Origin of the sequence: Arthrobacter arnarulunnguaqae, from assembly GCF_051262515.1 — a bacterium.
Classification (GTDB): Bacteria; Actinomycetota; Actinomycetes; order Actinomycetales; family Micrococcaceae; genus Arthrobacter_N.
In genome coordinates this window covers 54,914-74,737 of record NZ_JBIMER010000005.1, presented here as the reverse complement: position 1 = coordinate 74,737, position 19,824 = coordinate 54,914, and the positions used below count along the sequence as shown (strand labels likewise).

Below are 19,824 nucleotides of genomic sequence, written 5' to 3'. Positions count from 1 at the left end.
GGCCGGCCCGGTGGACCACTGGAGGCAACGCGGGAGCAGCACGGCGGAGGTCGCCGTGCTGCTGCCCGCGGTCGCCGGCCTGTTGGTGGTTTCGCTGGGCGTCGGAGCCGCCGGTGCCACGCAGGTGCGCATCGAACAGGCGGCCCGCGCCGCTGCGCGTGAATTGGCACGAGGGGAAAGCGACGCGACCGCCGTCCGGACTGCCAGACGGCTGGCCGGAGACGGTGCGGCCGTCACCGTCGGCGGTGGCACCGAGTTCCGCCGGGTTCGGGTGTCCGCGGATTCGTGGCTGCCCGTGCTCGGCGGAGGCGGAGTCTCGGGACTCCTCGTTCTGACCGCCGAGGCGGAAGCCCGAGCCGAAACGGGCGGGGACGCCGAGGGAGGACAGGGTGCGGGGCATGTGCTCCCGTAGCGCGCCCGAGGGACCCGTCCGCCCGCATGCCCGGACGGACGCGGCGGACAGCGCGGACGGCCCTGGCGAGAGGGGCGCGGGCACCGCCCTGGTGCTCGCTCTGGTGGCCGCGCTCTGCCTCGGACTCGTCGCGATCTTGGCCGTCACCCAGGCTGCCGCGGCGGCGGGTCGGGCCGCGACGGCGTCGGACCTGGCCGCGCTCGCTGCGGCCGACGCCGCCCGCGGACTCACCACGGGCGATCCTTGCGCCGTCGCCGCGCAGACGGCGGCGCGGAACGGGGCGCTTCTGATCCTGTGCCAGCGCACGGGGCCGACGGGCGACATCGTCGACATCCGCACGCGGGTCGAACCGGCCGCCGGCTGGGGATGGATGGAGCGGCTGGGTGTGCGCGCAGAGGGGAGGTCGCGGGCCGGCCCGCCACCGCAGCCCTGGCGTCCTCCCGCCAGCTAATGCGGGTTGCGGTCCCGCCGTGCCCCAAGGCTTCGGGCGCGTGGCGCGTTCCTGAGCAGGGATCCGATCAGCGACACGGCCCCGTTCTTGTCCAGCGGGTTGTTCTTGTTTCCGCATTTCGGCGACTGCACACAGGACGGACAGCCGGCGTCGCACTCGCATGCCGAGATCGCGTCGCGTGTCGCACCCAGCCACGTGGTGGCGCGCTCGTATCCGCGCTCGACGAATCCCGCACCGCCGGCGTGGCCGTCGTACACGAAGATGGTGGGCATCTCCGTGTCGGCGTGCAGGGCCGTGGACACGCCGCCGATGTCCCAGCGGTCGCTGGACGCGACCAGCGGCAACAGGCCGATCGCCGCGTGTTCGGCCGCATGAAGGGCGCCGGGGATCGAGCCGGGGACGATCCCGGCCGAAACCAGCCTCCTTTCGGGGACCGTGAACCACACCGCCTTAGTGAACAGGTCGCGGGCGCCGAGATCGAGCGGCTCCTCGCCCAGGATCTCGTTGCTGATCAGTGCCTTCCGCTGGAAGGAGACCACCTGCGTCGTCACCCGGACCTCGCCGAAGTGCGCGGTCACCTCTCCCCACCCTTGAGTCCGGAGCGTCTCCAGGACCTCGACGGTGGTGATGTCCCGGGCCTGCGTGTAGAAGTCCGGGGCCGCGCGGTGGACCAGGACGCAGTGGTCCTCCTCGTTCAGCTCGTCCACCAGATAGCTGGCTCCCTGGTGCACGTAAATGGCCCCGGTGTGGGCCTGGTAGTGGGTTTGGGGGGAGTCCATGGTCCCCAGCAGCGATCCCGTTTCCGAATCGATGATGCTCATCGGCCCGCCGCCATCGGCGCGCAGGTTCACCATGGACGCGGCGCTCTCCGGATGGGTCCAGAACCAGCCGGAGGGCCTGCGCCGCAGGTAGCCCCGCTCGACCAGGGAATCCAGCAACCCCGCGGCGGTCGGGCCGAACAGCGCGGCCTCTTCGGGCCGCAGCGGTTGCTCCGCCGCCGCCGCGCACAGGTGCGGCCCCAGCACATACGGATTGGCGGGATCCAGCACCGTCGCCTCGACGCTGATATCGAAGATCGCCTCGGGATGGTTGACGAGGTACGTGTCCAGCGGGTCGTCGCTGGCCACGAACGCCGCGAGAGCGTTCTGCCCGGCCCGACCGGCCCGTCCGATCTGTTGGAAGAAGGATGCGCGCGTGCCCGGCCAGCCGGCCACCAGAACCGCGTCGAGGCCCGCGATGTCGATGCCGAGTTCCAGTGCCGACGTCGAGGCGATGCCGAGAAGCTCGCCGTTGCGCAGCCGCCGCTCCAGTTCGCGGCGTTCCTCGGGCAGGTAACCGGAACGGTAGGCCGCGATGCGTCCCGGCAGGCTCGGGTGGACCTCGTCGACATGGCGCTGAGCCATGGTGGAGATCGTTTCGGCGCCCCGGCGCGACTTGATGAAGGCGATGGTGCGCACCTGCGAGCACACCAGGTTGGCCAGCAGGTTCGAGGTCTCGGCGATGGCCGTACGCCGGCGCGGCGCACCGTTTTCGCCGCGGGCCTCCGTCAGCGGCGGCTCCCACAGGGCGACGGCCGTCTCGCCGTGCGGCGAGAAGTCGGTGGTCACTGCCCGTACCGGCGCACCGATCAAACGGCCGAACGACTCCTCCGGATCGGCGCTCGTCGCCGAGGCTCCGATGAACACCGGATCCGCTCCGTAGTGCGTGCAGATACGGCGCAGCCTGCGGAGCAGGTTCGCCACATGGGCGCCGAAGACGCCGCGGTAGCTGTGCGCCTCGTCGATCACCACGTAGGAAAGCCGGCGGAAAAAGCGCGCCCACCACGGATGGTTGGGAAGGATGCCGAAGTGGAGCATGTCCGGGTTCGCGAGCACGAAGTTCGCGTTGTCCCGGATCCACCGGCGCTCGCCGGCTTCGGTGTCGCCGTCGTACGTCGAAGCCCTGACGCTTTTCAGCCCCAGCGCGTTGAGCGCGGTCAGTTGGTCCGCCGCGAGCGCCTTGGTCGGCGACAGATACAGGACGACGGCGCCGCTGGCCTCCAGCGTGACCGATCCCTCCAACACGGAGCGGTGGATGGCGTCGACCGCGGGGAGCTGGTAGGCCAGCGACTTCCCGGAGGCCGTGCCGGTCGAGACGATCGTGTGGTGCCCGTCGTGCGCCGACATCGCGGCCTGGACCTGGTGGAGCCACGGCTCCTGGACGCCCAGACGGCCGTAGGCCTCCACCACGTCCGGATGCACCCACTCGGGCCAGGGGCCGTGGACGGCGTCGCGGGCAGGCAGAATCCGCAGGTGGCGCAGGGCCTCGGGATCGGAGCCGTGGCCGAGCAGCGGGACCAGCGTGCGGAAATCTGTCACCGCATCATTCTGGCACCCGGTACGGACGCTCTAGGACCGCTTGCCCTCCAGCGTGACGACGGTGCCCAGCGGTGTCCATCCGAGGTACTGGTAGAGCGCCTGACCGTCGATGGAGGCGATCAGCAGCCCCTCGTCCACCTCGTGCTCGAGCGCGGCGGCCACCAGCGCCCGCATCACCAGGCTGCCGAGCCCGCGACGGCGGAACTCGGTGGCGGTGACGATCCGGTCGAACACGGCGTAGTCGCCGACGACGGAGACGTGTCCGCTGGCGGCGACCACGTCGGGATCGTCCTCCGTGTGGACCGAGACGAACGCGTGTTTCGCGTCCCGCTGAACGTCGATCGTGAAGCCTTCGGGCGCGCGCGGGTCCTCCACGTCCTGGCCGTCCATCTCGGCGACCATGAGGGCCTCCTCGGCGAACACGACGGACAGCCCGGCGGCGACGGCGGCGTCCGCGAGGGCCTGCGAATCTTCGGCGAAGGCCGTCAACCTCCGTGCCGGATGCTTGCCCAGGGTCTCGCCCACGGCCACGAGCTCCTCCGAGGTCGGCTCGTAGATGACGTATTCCCAATCGCCGGTGGTGTCATGGCGCAGGGCGGCGTGCACGCGACCCTCGTGGCGGCACTCGTAACCGCGGGCGCCGGCCCAGCCGGTGACCCAGTTGCCGATCAGTTCATCGCTCGCTGAGGATCCCATGGCACGACACTACCCCCAAGTCACGGAGGGTGTGGAGTGCCATGGGGCAACCGTTGCCGTTCCGAAAGAATCCGTTAACACGGCCGACACGCGGACCCGCGGCCGCGCTGCACGTACCCTTAAGCGGTGTCCCAAAACCGCATCGTACTCTTCTACGCCTTCACGCCACTGACCGATCCGGAGGCCGTGCGACTCTGGCAGCGCACCCTCTTGGAACGCTGGGACCTGCGCGGCCGGATCATCGTCTCCAAGGACGGAATCAACGGCACCGCGGGTGGCGACATCAAGAACGTCAAGGCCTACGTGAAGGCCACCCGCGAGTATCCCGCGTTCCACAAGATGGACATCAAATGGAGCGACGGCGGAGCCGAGGACTTCCCGAAGGTTTCCGTCCGCGTCAGGGACGAACTGGTCTCCTTCGGCGCGCCCGGCGAACTCCGCGTGGACTCCGATGGAGTGGTGGGCGGCGGAACGCATCTCAGGCCCGAGCAGGTGCACGAACTCGTGGACGCGAAGGCGCGCGACGGTCAGGACGTCGTGTTCTTCGACGGCCGCAACGCATTCGAGGCCCAGATCGGAAGGTTCCGCGACGCCATCGTGCCGGACGTAGCCACCACCCACGATTTCATCCGCGAACTCGATTCCGGAAAGTACGACGACCTCAAGGACAAGCCGATCGTGACGTACTGCACCGGCGGGATCCGCTGCGAGGTCCTCTCGTCGCTGATGGTGAACCGCGGGTTCAGCGAGGTCTACCAGTTGCAGGGCGGGATTGCGCGCTATGGGGAGAAATACCGCGACAAGGGCCTGTGGGACGGCTCGCTCTACGTCTTCGACCAGCGGATGCACGTCGAATTCAGCCCGGAGTCCAAAAGCCTCGGCCGCTGCGTGGCCTGCGACGCCGCCACCAACAAGTTCGAGAATTGCTCCAACCTCGCCTGCCGCAACCTGCGCCTGTTCTGCGCCGGTTGTGCGGCGGACGAGGCCCTGCGCGTCTGTCCGGACTGCGCGTCGGCCGGCGCGACGGCGGTCTAGGGGTTCGGCGACGGCCACAGGCCGGCGGCCGCGTCCCCGGGCGTCAGGACCTCGGATTCCGTCCGCTGGATGCTGAAGCCGCGAGCCCGGTAGTTGGCCAGCGCGGCGGGCCCGTCCAGGGAACACGTGTGGACCCACACGCGCTCGACCGGCGCGAGCCCGGCCCAACGGGACGCCAGGTCCCAGGCGCGCCTCGTGGCCTCCTCCAGCAGCGGAGCGCCCAGTCCCTGGCCGATGCGCTCCGGGAAGAGGCCGAAGTACACGATCTCCACCTCCGTGCCCGCTGTCGCATCCGGCGTCGACCCAGCCTGCCGCGCGCGTCCGGCCAACTCGGCGTACCCCGCCGGGGCACCGCCGGCGTAGAGCACCCACGTCTCCGAGCCGCGCTCGCGCAACAGCGCGTCCCACTCGGTCCTGGCGAGCCCGAGGCGGTCCGTCCAGTTCCAGCCGCTGCCGACGCTCCGGTACAGGAACCTGCTGAAATCCGCGGTGATGCCCCGGGCCCGTTCGATCCGGCAACCCGGAGGCAGCGACCGCGACGCGGGGACCAGATCGCCCGGATCCAGCTGCTGCAGGTGGGTCGTGGTGACGCATACCGCCGGGGCCACGGGAGCCGACAGGGAGTGCGTTCGCGTTTCGTCCGCGCGGGTCATGTGGTTTCGCTCTCCCTGATTACTTGACGGACGAATCCACGCGGCCCGCCAGCGCCAGGCCCGGGCTGGAGGAATCGAGCATGATGTTCACGCCCTCGGCGTCGAGGATGAAGTCCACGGCGTGTTCGCTGGATTCGGGGTGGACCGCGCATTCGCCCTCCTGCACCGCCACCACGTTCAGCTGCGGATCCTGCACCAGCGCCGTCACCACCGCGGTCTTGTCCGGCGAGGAGCAGGCGAAGGTCAGGGTGTATTGGCCGCCCTGGAGCGCCGGGCTGTCCATCGTCAGCGATGTCGACGTCGACGTCGGCCCCGTCAGGTCGTTGGCGCCGACCAGCAACGGACCGCCGGCCGAGAAAGAGGATGCGATGGGCGGCGCGGGCTCCACGGGTTCGACGGAGGCCCTCGAAAAGCTCGGTGCCGGGGCCGCTTCGCCGTCAACTGTCGCCACACCCGGCTGCGGGGTCGGGGTGCAGGCGCTCGCCAGCACCACGCAGCATGCCAGGGCAGTGGCTGTGGCGAATGCCCTGGGCGCGGCGGGGCGGAGGTGGGCCGGACGGCGGGTGTGTGGCATGAGCCAATCCTATGACGGTGCCCCCGGACGGTGCTCCCCATGACGACGCCTCGGTAGAATCCTCGGGTGAACCCCACCGACGACTTCTCCCGCGTTCCGGATGCCCCGCAGAGCCACGACCAGACAGTGCTTGACGCGCTCGCCGGGGACCTCTTGGCCGCCGGATACCTCCACGACGCCGTGACGGAACTCGTCGGGGAGGAGGCCCATGCGGCGTTGAACCGCGACCAGGTGGTTCCGGCGCTCGTGGCGGTCCAGCGAAAACTCGCCCTGCCCGCGCCGCCGTCCCTGGCCGTGGTCGTGGGGCTGTGGATGCTGGGCCTGGAACAGCCGACCGCGGCCGTGGACCGGGCGTTCCCCCGGTGTGGCGCCGCCGGTCTCGTCGCACTCGGGCTCGCCGCACCGGTGGAGGGCGCCGACCTGATGCGGGCCACCGCGGACCTGCGCCCGCACGCGTCGGACGCCGACGCCGAGATCTGGGTCGCGAGCGACCTCGGCGCCCACCAGCGTCCCGGTCCGCTGCGACACGACCACGTGCTTGGCATCGGACGCGCGTCGCTGACGCTCGCCCAGACGACCATCCGGCGCGATGTCCGGCGGGCGCTGGACCTCGGCACCGGCTGCGGCATCCAGGCGTTCCACCTCCTCTCGCACGCGGACAGCGTCGTGGCCACGGACGTCTCCGAACGCGCGCTGGCGTTCACCCGCTTCAACTTGCTGCTGAACCACCGCGCGCTGGACGTGGATCCCGCCGCCCCCGGGGACCGGGTGGACCTCCGGCTCGGCAGTCTGCTGGATCCGGTGGCCGGGGAACAGTTCGATCTCGTGGTGTCCAACCCGCCCTTCGTCATTACGCCGCATCCGGCCGGCGAATTCGACGCCGAGCGCTACACCTACCGCGACGGCGGCCTGCCGGGGGATCGTTTGGTGGCCGGGCTTGTCGCCGGGCTTCCCGCGGTGCTGGCGCCCGGTGGCACCGCGCAGTTGCTGGCCAACTGGGAGATTACGGCGGACGACGCCGGCGACCCGGATTGGGCGCGGCGGCCGCGCTCGTGGGTGCCCGAGGGGACGGAGGCGTGGTTCATCCAGCGGGAGACGGCCTCGCCCGAGGAATACGCCGAGACGTGGCTCCGCGATTCGTCTGAAGCGCGTGACCCGGATCGTTACCGGCGACGGTACGTCGAGTACCTGGAGGACTTCGCCTCGCGCTCGGTGCTCGCCGTCGGCTTCGGCATGGTCTGGCTGCGGCGGGCGCGGGATCCGGGCCGGATGCCCGTGGGACGGCGCTTCGAGGAGATCGGGTATCCGATCGAACAGCCGATCGGTCCGCACCTGGACGCAGCCGTCGAGGCGGCCGGGTTCGTGGCCGGAGCGGAGGTCGCGGACCTCCTGCTGGTCTGTGCCGAGGACGTGACGGAGGAGCGCCACCAGCGTCCCGGCGCGGAGCACCCCGGCGTCATCCTGCTGCGACAGGGGGCGGGTCTGCGGCGGACCACGCTTTTGAGTACGGAGGAGGCCGGGTTCGTCTCGGCCTGCGACGGCCAACTGACGGTCCGGCAGATCGCGCTGGCCATCGCGGCGCTGCTGGACCGCGACCCCGACGAGACGCTGCGGGACCTGAGTGCCAGTGTTGTCCGACTTGTTACCGGTGGCTTTCTGTGCGAGATGCGAAACAACGGCTAAAGTTTTTCGACATGACGCAGAACACAGTCCCACAAGAGTCGGCGGAACCGCGGGCAGTTCGGCGGCAGACGGCCAACCCCGTGGTCATCAGCGATCCACAGGCCATCCGGGCGCTGGCGCACGAGGCTCGGCTGGAGGTCCTGGAGGAGCTGTTCGCCTCCCAATCCACCCGCACGGCCACCGAGTTGGCCTCGCGCTGCAACCTCACCCCCAGCGCCATGAGCTACCACCTGCGCGCCCTCGAGAAGTACGGCTACGTGGAGCGCGCCGCCAACGAGGGCGACGGCCGCGAACGCCGCTGGAAAGCCGCCGGCGACCAGCTCGTGGTCGGCTCCCTGAGCGGCTCGAGCGCGGCGAAAAACGCGTTCCTTAATGTCCAACTCAACGCCTTCCGCGAGCGTCTCAGCGCCGAGATCGAACGCCGGGACATCGAGCGCAAGGCCGGCATCGAGCCGGCCCCGGGCCGCGCGCCCGTGCTCACCACGGGGATGGTGTTCCTGAAGGAGGACCAGCGCGAGGAGTTCGTCCAACGCGTCTACGCGCTGGTCGACGAGTACGAGGCGTTGGCGGTGCCCGAAGACCGGGGCATCGACGGGGAACGCGTCTACTACATGCTGTCGTTCCTGCCCGAGATCCGGGCCCACTGATCCGTCCGCGCACCGCGACGCACGGCCGTCGTCGGCGCGGCATTCCCCACTCCTTTCGGCCCCACTTGCTGGTGGGGTCCCGGATGCGGCTACCCTAGAGCAGGTATGAGCAGGCCGTCGTTGTGGCGCGCCACCGGTTGCAAATAGGAGTGTTGTGCCCCCGAAGGCCAAGGAAAAGACCGGCAAGAAACTCGTGATCGTGGAGTCTCCTGCTAAGAGCAAGTCGATCGCCAAGTACCTTGGCGAGGGCTTTGTGGTGGACGCGTCGGTCGGTCACATCCGCGACCTGCCGCAGCCGAAGGAGCTCCCCGCGGAGCTCAAGAAGACCTCGGTCGGCAAGTTCGCCATCGATCTGGACAACGACTTCGAGCCCTATTACGTCGTCTACCCGGACAAAAAGAAACGGGTCGCCGACCTCAAGGCGCAGCTCAAGGACGCGGACGCCCTCTACCTCGCAACCGATGCGGACCGCGAGGGCGAGGCCATAGCGTGGCACCTGTTGCAGGTCCTGAAGCCCAAGGTCCCGGTGTATCGCATGGCGTTCACCGAGATCACCAAGGAAGGCATCGCCCGGGCGCTGGAGAACATCCGCGACCTGGACACCGATCTGGTGGACGCGCAGGAGACGCGGCGCGTGCTGGACCGCCTCTTCGGCTACGAGCTTTCGCCGGTCTTATGGCGCAAGGTCGGTCCCGGCCTGTCCGCCGGACGCGTGCAGTCCGTGGCCACGCGGCTCGTGGTCGAGCGCGAGCGCGAGCGCATGGCCTTCCGCAGCGCCTCCTACTGGGACCTGACCGGCGAGTTCGCGACCGACGCCGGCGATTCCTTCCGCGCCAAGCTCGTCTCTGTCGACGGCTCTCGCGTCGCCACGGGACGCGACTTCGACGATCTCGGCCAGGTCAAGACGCCCAAGTCCGGCGCCGGCGTCGTGCCCCTGGACCAAAAATCCGCCACGTCGCTGGCCGAGGGGCTCGCCGACTCGGCGTTCGCCGTCGCGAGCGTCGACACCAAGCCGTACACCCGCCGCCCCGCGGCCCCGTTCACGACCTCGACGCTGCAGCAGGAGGCCTCCCGCAAGCTGCGCTGGTCGTCCAAGTCGACCATGCAGGTGGCCCAGCGACTGTACGAAAACGGGTACATCACCTATATGCGTACCGACTCGGTGTTCCTCTCCGGCGAGGCCGTCAACGCGGCGCGGAAGCAGGCGGCCGAGCTCTACGGAGCGGACTCCATCCCGGAGAAGATGCGCGTCTACAAGTCCAAGAACGACAACGCGCAGGAGGCCCACGAGGCCATCCGCCCCGCGGGCGATTCGTTCCGCCGACCGGTCGACGTGCGCAGCCAGCTCGGCGCGGACGAATTCAAGCTGTACGAACTGATCTGGAAGCGCACGGTCGCCTCCCAGATGGCCGACGCCAAGGGTTCGACGGCGTCCGTCCGCCTCACCGGCGACGCGACCGACGGCCGCACCGCCGAGTTCTCGGCCTCTGGCACCGTCATCACCTTCCGCGGCTTCCTCGCCGCCTACGAGGAGGGCAAGGACATCTCGCCGGAGCAAGAGGCGGAGAACGACGCCGAGCGCCGGCTCCCCGTCCTCAAAGTCGCCGACCCGTTGCAGGGTCGCCAGATCGAGGCCCAGGGCCACGAGACGTCCCCGCCACCGCGCTACACCGAGGCCTCGATCGTCGCGGAGCTCGAGGCGCGCGAGATCGGCCGGCCGTCGACCTACGCGCCGACGATCTCCACGATCATGGACCGCGGCTACGTGACGAAGCGGGGCGGCGCCCTGGTTCCCAGCTGGGTCGCCTTCTCCGTGGTCCGGCTGCTCGAGCAGCACTTCGGCCAGTACGTCGACTACGGCTTCACCGCCCGTCTCGAGGACGACCTCGACGAGATCGCCAAGGGACACCTGGCCCGCACGACGTGGCTGAGGAAGTTCTACTTCGGCGAGGGCCAGGAGGCGGACGGCCTGCAGGGTGTCGTGGAGAACCTGGGCGACATCGACGCCCGGGCCATCAACTCGGTGGAGATTGCGCCCGGCATCGTCCTGCGCGTGGGCAAGTTCGGCCCGTACCTGGAGAAGCCGCTGCCCACGGACGCGCCGGAGGGCACGGAGCCGCAGCGGGCCAACGTCCCCGAGGACCTGGCCCCGGACGAGCTCACCGCCGAGAAGGCACTCGAGCTGATGGAGGCGCCGGGCCCCGAGGAGCGCGTGCTCGGGACGGATCCTGAGACCGGACGCGAGATCGTGGCGAAGGATGGGCGCTACGGCGCCTACGTCACCGAGGTCATCACGGATCCGACGCCGGAGGAACTCGCCGCCCAGCCCGTCGAGTACTACAAGAACGGAAAGCCGAAGCCGCCGAAGAAGCCCGCCAAGGTGCGCCCCCGCACCGGATCGCTCTTCAAATCGATGTCCGTGGAAACGGTCACGCTGGAGGAGGCCCTGCGGCTGATCCGCCTGCCGCGGGTCCTCGGGCAGGATGCCGAGGGTGTGGAGATCACCGTTCAGAACGGACGCTTCGGCCCCTACCTGAAGAAGGGGACGGACTCCCGCTCGATCGGCACCGAAGAGGAGATCTTCACGATCACCCTCGAGCAGGCACTGGAAATCTACTCGCAGCCGAAGCAGCGTGGCGGGCGGACGGCCGCCCCGCCGCTGGCCGAGTTCGGCGCGGACCCGGTCTCGGAGAAGGCGATCGTCGTGAAGGAGGGCCGGTTCGGTCCCTACATCACGGACGGCATCACCAACATCACCGTCCCGCGCGACACCGCGATCGAGGAACTCACCCGCGAACGCGCCGTGGAGCTTCTCGCGGAGAAGCGCGCCAAGGGTCCGGTCAAGCGCGGTGCCGGCAAGACCCCGGCTCGGCGCGCTCCGGCCAAGAAGAAGTAGCGGGAGCGCGGACAACGGATGAGACTGGGCGTCCTGGACATCGGTTCGAACACGGTCCACTTGCTGTTGGTGGACGCGTACCCGGGCGCCCGTCCCGCGGCGTTCGCCACGCACAAGCGGCCGCTGTCCCTCGTCGCCTACCTCGACGGGGACGGAGCCATTACGGAGGCGGGCCAGCGGGAACTGTTGGACTTCGTCCACGAGGCCTCGCGCTTCGCGGTGCGGCACAACGCCCAGGACCTCTTGGCTTTCTGCACGTCGGCCATCCGCGAGGCCGCGAACGGCCAGGAGGTGCTGGACCGGGTCGTGGCGGAGACCGGCGTCCGCCTGACCGAGTTGACCGGAGAGCAGGAGGCCGGAATGACGTATTCGGCCGTCCGCCGCTGGTACGGCTGGTCGCACGAGACGATCCTGGACCTGGACATCGGTGGTGGATCGTTTGAAATGGCGATCGGTTCGGACGAGTTGCCGGCCGTGGCGCGATCCGTTCCCCTCGGCGCCGGCCGCCTCACGCGGGACCGGCTGTCCGGCGACCCGCCCGGCGTGAAGTCCGTCAAGGCACTGTCGGCCCACGTGGCCGAGACGCTGGCCGAGCCGGTCGGGGAGCTGGTCGCCTTCGGGCGCCCCACGCTCGTGGCCGGCACGTCGAAAACGTTCCGCTCGCTGGCCCGCGTCACCGGCGCGGCGCCGAGCGCCGACGGACCCTACGTCAAGCGCGTGCTCCGGCTGGCGGACCTGAAGCTGTGGCGCCACCGGTTGGGTGCCATGAGCGCGGACCAGCGCAGCGAACTGCCGGGGGTTTCCGAGGTCCGGGCGCCGCAGCTGCTTGCCGGCGCGGTCGTGGCGGAGGAGGCCATGAAGGCCTTCGGGATCAAGAGCCTGCGCATCTGCCCGTGGGCGCTGCGCGAGGGACTGATTCTCCGCCGCTTCGACCAATTGATGTTCGACAGTCCCGAGCCGCCGCGTAGTAGCGTGGGAGTCGGCCATGTGGAGCTCGGGCAACAGCCGGGCCTGCCCCAAAAGGATGCCCACCAGTGAGACGGGAAGCCGAGGAATGACCCAGGACAACATCCCAGTGGCGCTTTCCAGCGCGTCCGTCTACCCCCTGAACGTGCACGACGCGTTCGCCCTCGCCAGCGATCTGGGCTACGACGGGGTGGAGGTGCTCGTCACGGGCAACCAGATCTCCCAGCACCCGGGGAAGCTCATGGACCTCAGCGCCCGCTACGACCAGCCGATCATGGCCATCCACGCCCCAACCCTGCTGTTGACCCAGCAGGTGTGGGGCAACGCCTGGAACAAGATCGAGATGTCCGCCGCGATGGCCGAGGAGGTCGGCTGCGACGTGGTTGTGGTGCACCCGCCGTTCCGTTGGCAGGGTACCTATGCGACGGGCTTCGCCGAGGGCGTGGCGCGGATCATGGAGGAACACGGTGTGAAGATCGCCGTCGAGAACATGTACCCCTGGCGCGCCAGGGGCCGCGAGGCGCTGATGTACCTGCCGCACTGGGACCCCGTTCCGCAGCCGTACGACTACGTCACGTGGGACTTCTCGCATGCGGCCATCGCTGACATGGACTCGCACCGGGCGATGGTCGAGCTGGGGGAGCGGCTGAGCCACGTACACCTGTGCGACGGCCGCAACAACAGCAAGGACGAGCACCTCGTGCCGGGCCGCGGAACGCAGCCCGTCGCGGAGGCCATGACGCACCTGCGGGACAGCCGGTGGCAGGGCGTGGTGGCCGTGGAGGTGTCGACCCGACGGGCCAAGGGCGCCGGCGAACGCGAGGAATGGCTGGGCGAGACCCTGGAGTTCGCGCGCCGCCACCTCGCGCCGAACGACGACGCCGCGTCCGACGCGGAAGGGGCCGACGCGGTTCCGGGTGGCCAGGTCGCCGACGCGGACCAGGTGCCGCGGGCACCCTAGCGCCGCAACCCGTGGAACAATGGCGCCATGTCTGCCACGAACCACGAGTACCCCACAGAGACCTTCCCTCACCGCATTGCCTTCCTGGGCACCGGCTCGATGAACGGCGCCATCCTCCGCGGCATCCTCGCATCCGGAGTGGATCCCACCCGCGTGGTCGCCACGGTGCGGGGCGCGGAGAAGGCCCGGGCCCTTGCCGCGGACACCGGGGTCCACACCCTGGCCACGTCCGAGGACCCCGACGCCAACACCAACGCCGTCCTGGGCGCCGACGTCGTCTTCCTCGGGGTGAAGCCCGTGGGCATCCAGGACCTCTGCCGAGAGATCTCGGGCGCCCTGCGCCCCGGCGCGGTCGTGGTCAGCGTCGCCGCCGCGGTGACCATCGACCTGATCGAGGGGTCGCTCGCCCCGGGACAGCCGGTGGTCCGCAGCATGCCGAACACGCCCATGACGGTCGGCCGCGGCGCGGTGGGCCTCAGCGGGGGCACCAGCGCCACCGACGAACACGTCGAGGCCGTCGTGGGGCTCCTGAAAGGCACCGGGCTGGTGCGTGTGGTTCCCGAATCCCAGTTGGATGCCGTTTCCGCCGTCAGCGGCTCCGGGCCCGCCTACGTCTTCTACCTGGCCGAGGCCATGGCGAAGGCGGGCGTGGACCTGGGGCTCGACGCGGACTTGGCGCGGGACCTGGCGCGCGCCACGGTGGCCGGGGCCGGACTGATGCTCGACGACGAGTCCGCCGACCCCGCGGCGCTGCGCAAGAGCGTCACCAGCCCCAACGGAACCACGGAAAAGGCCATCGCGACGTTCGAAGCGGAGGGTCTGCCGGCGATCGTCTCGCGCGGGGCCCGCGCGGCGTCCGAGCGCGCGGCGGAGATCAGCCGCGAACTGGCCGGCTAAGCCGGCCGGGCCGGACTGTCGGCCCGGCCAACGCCCCTACGGACGTGACGCGAAGCGCTCGAGCAAGTCCACGTGGCCGGAGACGATCAGGATGTCGCGCCGGGTCACCTTGGTGTCGGGCTGCGCGTAGGTGAAGTCCTCGCCCGGACTCTTGACCCCAACCACCGTGACGCCGTATTTGGAACGCACCTGCGATTCGCCCAGCGTGAACCCCTGCGTTTCCTTGGGCGGGTACATCTTCACGATCGCGAAGCCATCGTCGAACTCGATGAAGTCCAGCATCCGGCCGCCGACCAGGTGGGCAGCTCGGACACCGGCGTCGGCCTCGGGGTAGATGACGTGGTTGGCACCGATCCGGCTGAGGATCTTGCCGTGGGAAGGCGTGATGGCCTTGACCCAAAGGTGCTCGATCCCCAGATCCACGAGGTTGACGGTGATCAGCACCGACGATTCGATCGAGGTGCCCACGCCGACGACGGCGGAGGTGAAGTCCTGGGCGCCGAGCTGGCGCAGGGCGTCGACGTTCGTCGCGTCCGCCTCCACCACGTGCGTCAGGGTCCCCGCCCACTTCTGGACCAGTTCGGCGTTGCGCTCGATGGCCAACACCTCGCGGCCCTGGCGAACCAGCTGCTCCGCGACGGCGGAACCGAACCGGCCCAGGCCGATCACCAGCACCGGGGCGTTGTGGTTCGTCTTGTTCTCAGCCAATGATCGGCCTCTCGTCGGGGAAGTGGTACAGCTGGTCGCGCTGGCGCAGCGTGAGCGCCGCGGCCAGTGTAATGGTGCCGACGCGCCCGGCGAACATCAGGGCGGAGAGCACGTACTTGCCCGACGGCGGGAGCTCCGCGCTGAGGTTGGTGCTGAGTCCCACGGTGGCGAACGCGGAGATGGTCTCGAACAGGACGCGGTCCAGCGGCTCGTCGGTGATGCCGAGGAGCAAGCCCGCCGCGACGCTGACGAGCGTGGCGCCCAACGCCACCACCGAGATCGCCACGCGCATGGTGCCCTCCGGAATGCGGCGGCCGAACGCCTTGACGTCCGTGTCGCCTCGCGCCTCCGCGGCGATCGCCAGGAACATGACGGCGATGGTCGTGACCTTGATGCCGCCCGCCGTGGACGCGGAACCGCCGCCGGCGAACATCAGTGCATCGGTGAAGAGCATGGTGGAGGATTCGAGCTGGTTCTGGTCCACGAGGTTGAAGCCCCCCGAGCGGGTCATCACCGAGGCGAAAACGGCGTTGATGACTTTGTCGCCGTCGTTCATCCCCCCGATGGTCGACGCGTTCTGCCACTCGAGAATGCCCCAGACCAGGGCACCGGCGGCGAAGAGGATGCCGGTGACCGTCAGCGTCAGCTTGGTGTGCAGGGTCCATTGCCGGATCTTGGGGCCGAACGTCACCAACACCATCAGCACGGGGAAGCCGAGGCTGCCGATCAGCACGCCGATCATCAGCGGGACCAGGATCCACAGGTCCGTCTCGTAGGGGATCAGTCCGTCGCTGTGTGGCGTGAATCCGCCGTTGTTGAAGGCCGAGATGGCATAGAAGGTTCCGTGCCACAGGGCCTGTCCAAACGGTTCGCCGAGGACCATGAAGCGCGGGGTGAGCATGGCGGCCAGCAAAAGCTCGATCACCACGGAGGTGGTGATGACGATGCGCAAGAGCGTGCCGACCTCGCCCAGGCGGCCGACGTTTTGCGTGTTCATCGACTGCTGCGCCAACAGTTTGCCGCGCACGCCCAGGCGCCTGCTGACCGCCAGGGACAGCAGCGACGCCAGCGTCATGATGCCCAGGCCGCCGACGAAGATGCCCACCAGGATGACCACCTGGCCGAAGAAGGACCAGTGGTCCGCGGTCGAGACCACGGTCAGGCCCGTGACGCAGACGGCGGAGACCGCCGTGAATAGCGCATCGTGGAGCGGCGTCATGTCGCCGTCGGCTGCGGACGCCGGCAAAGACAGCAGCAGCGTGAAGACCGTGATGACGAGGAAGAACACCGCGAGTGCCAAACGGGCCGGCGACGCGGCCGCGAGCGTATCGACGAAGTCCCGCACGCCGGTCAGGGCGCGCGCGAACACGCCGAGGCCCGTGGGGCGTGACGTCTGTTGCGGTGCGGGCATGGGTACCGGTCGGCTCCGTGGCGTGCTCGGGCGCAGGACCCTCCTGTCGCCAGTTCTCAGTAAACCACCTCGACGCCGCCCCGGCGGGAGTCCGCCCGTGACGACGGCCACGTCTCACTGGGCGCCCGGGGGCCGCATTCGCGTAGCCTGAGGTGTGATGAGCAACAACACGGTGCCGGCACCGCCCACGCGGATCGTCTGGAGTGCGGACATGATGGCCTATCACTTCGGGGACGGCCATCCCATGCACCCGGCGCGACTGGACCTGACGATGCGGCTCTCGCGGTCATTGGGACTCATCGATTTGCCAAACATCGGCCTCATCGAGCCCCGGGTTGCGGGCGACGACATCCTGGCCGGCGTCCACGACCGCGACTACATCCAAGCGGTCCGCCATGTCAGCGAACACCCCGACGAGCCGAACGAGGAACGCGGACTCGGGACCGACGACAATCCGCTGTTCGCGGGGATCCACGAGGCCAGCGCGAGGTTGGCCGGCGGATCGCTGGCGGCGGCCGAATCGATTCTCGACGAAACGGCCGTGCACGCGGTCAACTTCGGGGGCGGCATGCACCACGCCGCCCGCGGGCGGGCCAGCGGATTCTGCATCTACAACGACACGGCGGTCGCCATCACACGGCTGCTCGATTCCGGGGTGTCGCGCGTCCTCTATGTCGATGTCGACGCGCACCACGGCGACGGGACGCAGAGCCTTTTCTGGAACGACCCGAGGGTCATGACCGTGTCGCTGCACGAATCGGGAATGTCCTTGTTCCCGGGTACCGGATTCGCCAATGAGACCGGTGGTCCCGGGGCGCCGGGCACGGCCGTGAACGTGGCGTTGCCGGCCCGCACGACCGACGCGGCGTGGTTGCGGGCCTTCCACGCCGTGGTCCCGCAGCTGACCGCGGCCTTTGCGCCGGAGGTGATTGTCAGCCAACACGGATGCGACGGCCACCGGGAGGACATGCTGAGCAACCTCCGGCTGAGCGTCGACGGGCAGCGCCAGAACATGCTGGACATCCGGGACCTCGCGGACCGTTTCTGCGGCGGTCGCTGGATCGCCACCGGCGGCGGCGGGTACAACCTCACGCACGTCGTTCCCAGGGCCTGGAGCCATCTGGTGGCCATCGCGGCGGGCAAGCCCGTGCCGCTGACGATGCGGGTTCCCGAACCCTGGCGCGAGTACGTTACCGATCGCTATGGCCTCGCCGCGCCGGTGACCATGGGCGACGACGCCGACGTCTGGTGGCGTTCGTGGGAGGTCGGCTACGATCCCGCCGATCCGGTGGACCGGACGATCATGGCCACCCGGAAGGAAATCTTCCCGCTGCACGGGCTGGATCCCTGGTTTGACTGACCCTTGGGCCGGATGCCTGTTGCCCCCGCGGCAAAATGCTTGCCAGCGTATATGCGGATAAGGTGATGGGATGGCCATCGACGATTTTTTCCCTGTTATCGCGGAACCCACGCGGCGCCGCATCCTGGACGCGCTGCGGCCGGGGGACCGCTCGGTAGGGGAACTGGTTGACACCCTGGGCGTCAGCCAACCGACGGTTTCGAAGCACCTGAAAGTGCTGCGCGAGGCCGGACTGGTGACGACCCGTGCGGACGGCCAACGTCGGTTCTACGCCGTGGATCCCGGAGTGTTCCAGGATGCGGCGGCCTGGCTGACGTCGTTTGTTCCGGTAGCGGACGCCGCGGCCGACGTCGTTCCCGCCGTGCCGTTCGCGGCGCCCCGGGCGCGTCCCGGGACCGCGCGCGTACCCATGGTTGCATCGGCGCCGGGCGTACACGCGGAACTGGCCACGGTTCCGGCGCTGCCGGGCCAGCCCGGCCAGCAACTTGGGCGGACCGTTGGCCGCACTGTGGAGCAGGTCACCGGCAGGGCGCAGGACCTCCTGGACCGGCTTCCGAAACCCAAGTTCGGGCGGAGGCGCTAGCGGCGAACATCTTCCGCGCCATGTGACGGTGGACTCAGAGTTACGCGTCGATCCGGCGTTTGTTGCCGCCCGTTGGCCGCGCCGGTGCCTTCCGTGGAAGGGTGTCGTGGCGAAAGAAACGCGCAGACGCACAGATTGCGTCGGGACCCACAACGTCGGGAGAACCACATGGAACAGCACCTAGCGAAGATCCGCGAAGAGGTTTTCTTCCGCAACCCGGGGGAAGCCGAGTTCCACCAGGCGGTCACCGAGGTGTTCGAGAGTCTGGACCCGGTGGTGGCACGCCATCCCGAATACGCCGACGCCGCCGTCCTCCAGCGCATGTGCGAGCCGGAACGCCAGATCATCTTCCGCGTCGCGTGGACCGACGACAACGGTCGGGTGCGGATCAACCGCGGATTCCGCGTCGAGTTCAACTCCGCGCTGGGGCCGTTCAAGGGCGGACTGCGCTTCCACCCCTCCGTGTATCTGGGGATCGTGAAGTTCCTCGGCTTCGAGCAGATCTTCAAGAACGCGTTGACCGGCATGCCGATCGGCGGCGGCAAGGGCGGATCCGACTTCGACCCCCGCGGCAAGTCCGACGCGGAGGTCATGCGCTTCTGCCAGTCGTTCATGACCGAGCTCTACCGCCACATCGGCGAGTACACGGACGTCCCAGCCGGCGACATCGGCGTGGGCGGACGCGAGATCGGCTATCTCTTCGGCCAGTACAAACGCATCACCAACCGCTACGAGTCCGGCGTGCTCACCGGCAAGGGAACCGGCTGGGGCGGATCCCTGGTCCGACCCGAGGCAACGGGCTTCGGCGCCGTGCTCTTCGCCGAGGAGATGCTCAAGACCCGCGGGGCGAGCTTCGACGGACAGACCGTGCTGGTCTCCGGATCGGGCAACGTCGCGCTGAACGCCATCGCGAAGGCCCAGCAGTTGGGCGCCCGTGCCATCACCGCCTCGGACTCCTCCGGCTACATCGTCGACGAGGCCGGGATCGACTTGACCCTGTTGCGGGAAATCAAGGAGGTCGAGCGCGGACGCGTCAGCGAATACGCCGCACGCCGCGGCGCCTCCGTGAAGTACGTCGAAGGCGGCAGCGTCTGGGACGTCGACGGAACCGTGGCACTGCCGTCGGCGACGCAGAACGAGCTCGACGACGTCGCCGCCAAGCGTCTGGTCGAACGCGGCGTCGTGGCCGTTGCCGAGGGCGCCAACATGCCGTGCACCGCCTCGGCCACCGCGATCTTCCAGGAGGCCGGCGTGCTCTTCGGCCCGGGCAAGGCCGCCAACGCAGGAGGCGTGGCAACCTCGGCGTTGGAGATGCAGCAGAACGCCAGCAGGGACTCGTGGAGCTTCGACTACACGGAGCAGCGGCTGGCCAACATCATGGTCGACATCCACGCTCGCTGTGCCGAGACGGCCGAGGAATACGGCATGCCGGGCAACTACGTCGCCGGAGCCAATATCGCCGGCTTCGTCAAGGTCGCCGACGCGATGCTGGCCCTCGGCGTCGTTTAGCGGCGCCGTCCGACGCCGCGGCGTG

At 69.3% G+C, this 19,824-nt stretch carries 18 protein-coding genes; 12 read left to right on the top strand and 6 right to left on the bottom strand.

Annotation, left to right across the window (positions count from 1 at the left end):
- Nucleotides 1–10: 10 nt before the first annotated feature.
- On the top strand, nucleotides 11–412 hold the full coding sequence (locus ACHAAJ_RS06795) for a TadE family type IV pilus minor pilin (RefSeq protein WP_435727238.1): 402 nt from the start codon (nucleotides 11–13) through the stop codon (nucleotides 410–412).
- On the top strand, nucleotides 399–863 hold the full coding sequence (locus ACHAAJ_RS06790; RefSeq protein ID WP_435727237.1) for an Rv3654c family TadE-like protein: 465 nt from the start codon (nucleotides 399–401) through the stop codon (nucleotides 861–863). The genes ACHAAJ_RS06795 and ACHAAJ_RS06790 overlap by 14 nt, the downstream gene beginning before the upstream one ends.
- Here ACHAAJ_RS06790 and ACHAAJ_RS06785 read toward each other — a convergent pair.
- Together ACHAAJ_RS06785 and ACHAAJ_RS06780 are read right to left on the bottom strand one after the other, a co-directional pair.
- Nucleotides 860–3,220 (bottom strand): DEAD/DEAH box helicase, encoded by a 2,361-nt coding sequence (locus tag ACHAAJ_RS06785; protein ID WP_435727236.1) that lies wholly within the window; start codon nucleotides 3,218–3,220, stop codon nucleotides 860–862. The genes ACHAAJ_RS06790 and ACHAAJ_RS06785 overlap by 4 nt on opposite strands.
- Nucleotides 3,221–3,250: 30 nt before the next feature.
- Nucleotides 3,251–3,916, bottom strand: coding sequence for a GNAT family N-acetyltransferase (locus tag ACHAAJ_RS06780; RefSeq protein WP_435727235.1), 666 nt, complete (start codon nucleotides 3,914–3,916; stop codon nucleotides 3,251–3,253).
- Nucleotides 3,917–4,042: 126 nt separating this feature from the next.
- Between ACHAAJ_RS06780 and trhO the strand changes: the two genes are divergently transcribed.
- Entirely contained in the window at nucleotides 4,043–4,951 is a 909-nt protein-coding gene (gene trhO / locus ACHAAJ_RS06775) for an oxygen-dependent tRNA uridine(34) hydroxylase TrhO (RefSeq protein ID WP_435727234.1), read from the top strand.
- On the opposite strand, the gene ACHAAJ_RS06770 is transcribed toward trhO, so the two are convergent.
- On the bottom strand, nucleotides 4,948–5,604 hold the full coding sequence (locus ACHAAJ_RS06770; RefSeq protein WP_435727233.1) for a GNAT family N-acetyltransferase: 657 nt from the start codon (nucleotides 5,602–5,604) through the stop codon (nucleotides 4,948–4,950). The genes trhO and ACHAAJ_RS06770 overlap by 4 nt on opposite strands.
- A gap of 19 nt (nucleotides 5,605–5,623) precedes the next feature.
- Nucleotides 5,624–6,178, bottom strand: coding sequence for a hypothetical protein (locus tag ACHAAJ_RS06765; protein WP_435727232.1), 555 nt, complete (start codon nucleotides 6,176–6,178; stop codon nucleotides 5,624–5,626).
- A gap of 66 nt (nucleotides 6,179–6,244) precedes the next feature.
- Here ACHAAJ_RS06765 and ACHAAJ_RS06760 point away from each other — a divergent pair, with 66 nt between their 5' ends.
- The 6 genes from ACHAAJ_RS06760 (at nucleotide 6,245) to proC (ending at nucleotide 14,228) form a co-directional block, all read left to right on the top strand.
- Nucleotides 6,245–7,861: a DUF7059 domain-containing protein gene (locus tag ACHAAJ_RS06760; RefSeq protein ID WP_435727231.1), complete on the top strand. Its 1,617-nt coding sequence runs from the start codon at nucleotides 6,245–6,247 to the stop codon at nucleotides 7,859–7,861.
- An 11-nt stretch (nucleotides 7,862–7,872) separates the two neighbouring features.
- Nucleotides 7,873–8,508 carry an ArsR/SmtB family transcription factor gene (locus ACHAAJ_RS06755; RefSeq protein ID WP_435727230.1) on the top strand — a complete coding sequence of 212 codons (636 nt, stop codon included), beginning with the start codon at nucleotides 7,873–7,875 and terminating at the stop codon, nucleotides 8,506–8,508.
- 154 nt (nucleotides 8,509–8,662) lie between these two features.
- Nucleotides 8,663–11,404, top strand: coding sequence for a type I DNA topoisomerase (topA, locus tag ACHAAJ_RS06750; RefSeq protein ID WP_435727229.1), 2,742 nt, complete (start codon nucleotides 8,663–8,665; stop codon nucleotides 11,402–11,404).
- An 18-nt stretch (nucleotides 11,405–11,422) separates the two neighbouring features.
- On the top strand, nucleotides 11,423–12,442 hold the full coding sequence (locus ACHAAJ_RS06745; protein ID WP_435727228.1) for a Ppx/GppA phosphatase family protein: 1,020 nt from the start codon (nucleotides 11,423–11,425) through the stop codon (nucleotides 12,440–12,442).
- 16 nt (nucleotides 12,443–12,458) lie between these two features.
- Nucleotides 12,459–13,331, top strand: coding sequence for a sugar phosphate isomerase/epimerase family protein (locus ACHAAJ_RS06740; protein ID WP_435727227.1), 873 nt, complete (start codon nucleotides 12,459–12,461; stop codon nucleotides 13,329–13,331).
- A 27-nt stretch (nucleotides 13,332–13,358) separates the two neighbouring features.
- On the top strand, nucleotides 13,359–14,228 hold the full coding sequence (gene proC / locus ACHAAJ_RS06735) for a pyrroline-5-carboxylate reductase (RefSeq protein ID WP_435727226.1): 870 nt from the start codon (nucleotides 13,359–13,361) through the stop codon (nucleotides 14,226–14,228).
- Between the two features lie 36 nt (nucleotides 14,229–14,264).
- Here the strand turns inward: proC and ACHAAJ_RS06730 are convergent, their stop codons facing one another.
- A complete protein-coding gene (locus ACHAAJ_RS06730) occupies nucleotides 14,265–14,903 on the bottom strand; it encodes a potassium channel family protein (protein ID WP_435727347.1) in 639 nt (212 codons plus the stop codon).
- Nucleotides 14,904–14,928: 25 nt separating this feature from the next.
- The gene (locus ACHAAJ_RS06725) at nucleotides 14,929–16,347 is read right to left on the bottom strand and encodes a TrkH family potassium uptake protein (RefSeq protein WP_435727225.1); all 1,419 of its coding nucleotides are present in this window, start codon (nucleotides 16,345–16,347) and stop codon (nucleotides 14,929–14,931) included.
- A 157-nt stretch (nucleotides 16,348–16,504) separates the two neighbouring features.
- Between ACHAAJ_RS06725 and ACHAAJ_RS06720 the strand changes: the two genes are divergently transcribed.
- The 3 genes from ACHAAJ_RS06720 to gdhA all read left to right on the top strand — a co-directional run bounded on the left by ACHAAJ_RS06720 (nucleotide 16,505) and on the right by gdhA (nucleotide 19,799).
- Nucleotides 16,505–17,707, top strand: coding sequence for an acetoin utilization protein AcuC (locus ACHAAJ_RS06720; protein WP_435727224.1), 1,203 nt, complete (start codon nucleotides 16,505–16,507; stop codon nucleotides 17,705–17,707).
- Between the two features lie 70 nt (nucleotides 17,708–17,777).
- Nucleotides 17,778–18,290: an ArsR/SmtB family transcription factor gene (locus ACHAAJ_RS06715; protein ID WP_435727223.1), complete on the top strand. Its 513-nt coding sequence runs from the start codon at nucleotides 17,778–17,780 to the stop codon at nucleotides 18,288–18,290.
- 168 nt (nucleotides 18,291–18,458) lie between these two features.
- Nucleotides 18,459–19,799 (top strand): NADP-specific glutamate dehydrogenase, encoded by a 1,341-nt coding sequence (gdhA, locus tag ACHAAJ_RS06710; RefSeq protein ID WP_435727222.1) that lies wholly within the window; start codon nucleotides 18,459–18,461, stop codon nucleotides 19,797–19,799.
- Nucleotides 19,800–19,824: the final 25 nt, after the last annotated feature.

Excerpts from the sequence above, each read along its gene's own strand:
- ACHAAJ_RS06765 (WP_435727232.1), bottom strand. The coding sequence starts at position 6,178 with ATGCCACACACCCGCCGTCCGGCCCACCTCCGCCCCGCCGCGCCCAGG.
- ACHAAJ_RS06720 (WP_435727224.1), top strand. The coding sequence starts at position 16,505 with ATGAGCAACAACACGGTGCCGGCACCGCCCACGCGGATCGTCTGGAGT.
- ACHAAJ_RS06790 (WP_435727237.1), top strand. The coding sequence starts at position 399 with ATGTGCTCCCGTAGCGCGCCCGAGGGACCCGTCCGCCCGCATGCCCGG.
- ACHAAJ_RS06745 (WP_435727228.1), top strand. The coding sequence starts at position 11,423 with ATGAGACTGGGCGTCCTGGACATCGGTTCGAACACGGTCCACTTGCTG.
- proC (WP_435727226.1), top strand. The coding sequence starts at position 13,359 with ATGTCTGCCACGAACCACGAGTACCCCACAGAGACCTTCCCTCACCGC.
- ACHAAJ_RS06755 (WP_435727230.1), top strand. The coding sequence starts at position 7,873 with ATGACGCAGAACACAGTCCCACAAGAGTCGGCGGAACCGCGGGCAGTT.
- ACHAAJ_RS06780 (WP_435727235.1), bottom strand. The coding sequence starts at position 3,916 with ATGGGATCCTCAGCGAGCGATGAACTGATCGGCAACTGGGTCACCGGC.
- gdhA (WP_435727222.1), top strand. The coding sequence starts at position 18,459 with ATGGAACAGCACCTAGCGAAGATCCGCGAAGAGGTTTTCTTCCGCAAC.
- ACHAAJ_RS06715 (WP_435727223.1), top strand. The coding sequence starts at position 17,778 with ATGGCCATCGACGATTTTTTCCCTGTTATCGCGGAACCCACGCGGCGC.
- ACHAAJ_RS06770 (WP_435727233.1), bottom strand. The coding sequence starts at position 5,604 with ATGACCCGCGCGGACGAAACGCGAACGCACTCCCTGTCGGCTCCCGTG.
- ACHAAJ_RS06725 (WP_435727225.1), bottom strand. The coding sequence starts at position 16,347 with ATGCCCGCACCGCAACAGACGTCACGCCCCACGGGCCTCGGCGTGTTC.
- ACHAAJ_RS06740 (WP_435727227.1), top strand. The coding sequence starts at position 12,459 with ATGACCCAGGACAACATCCCAGTGGCGCTTTCCAGCGCGTCCGTCTAC.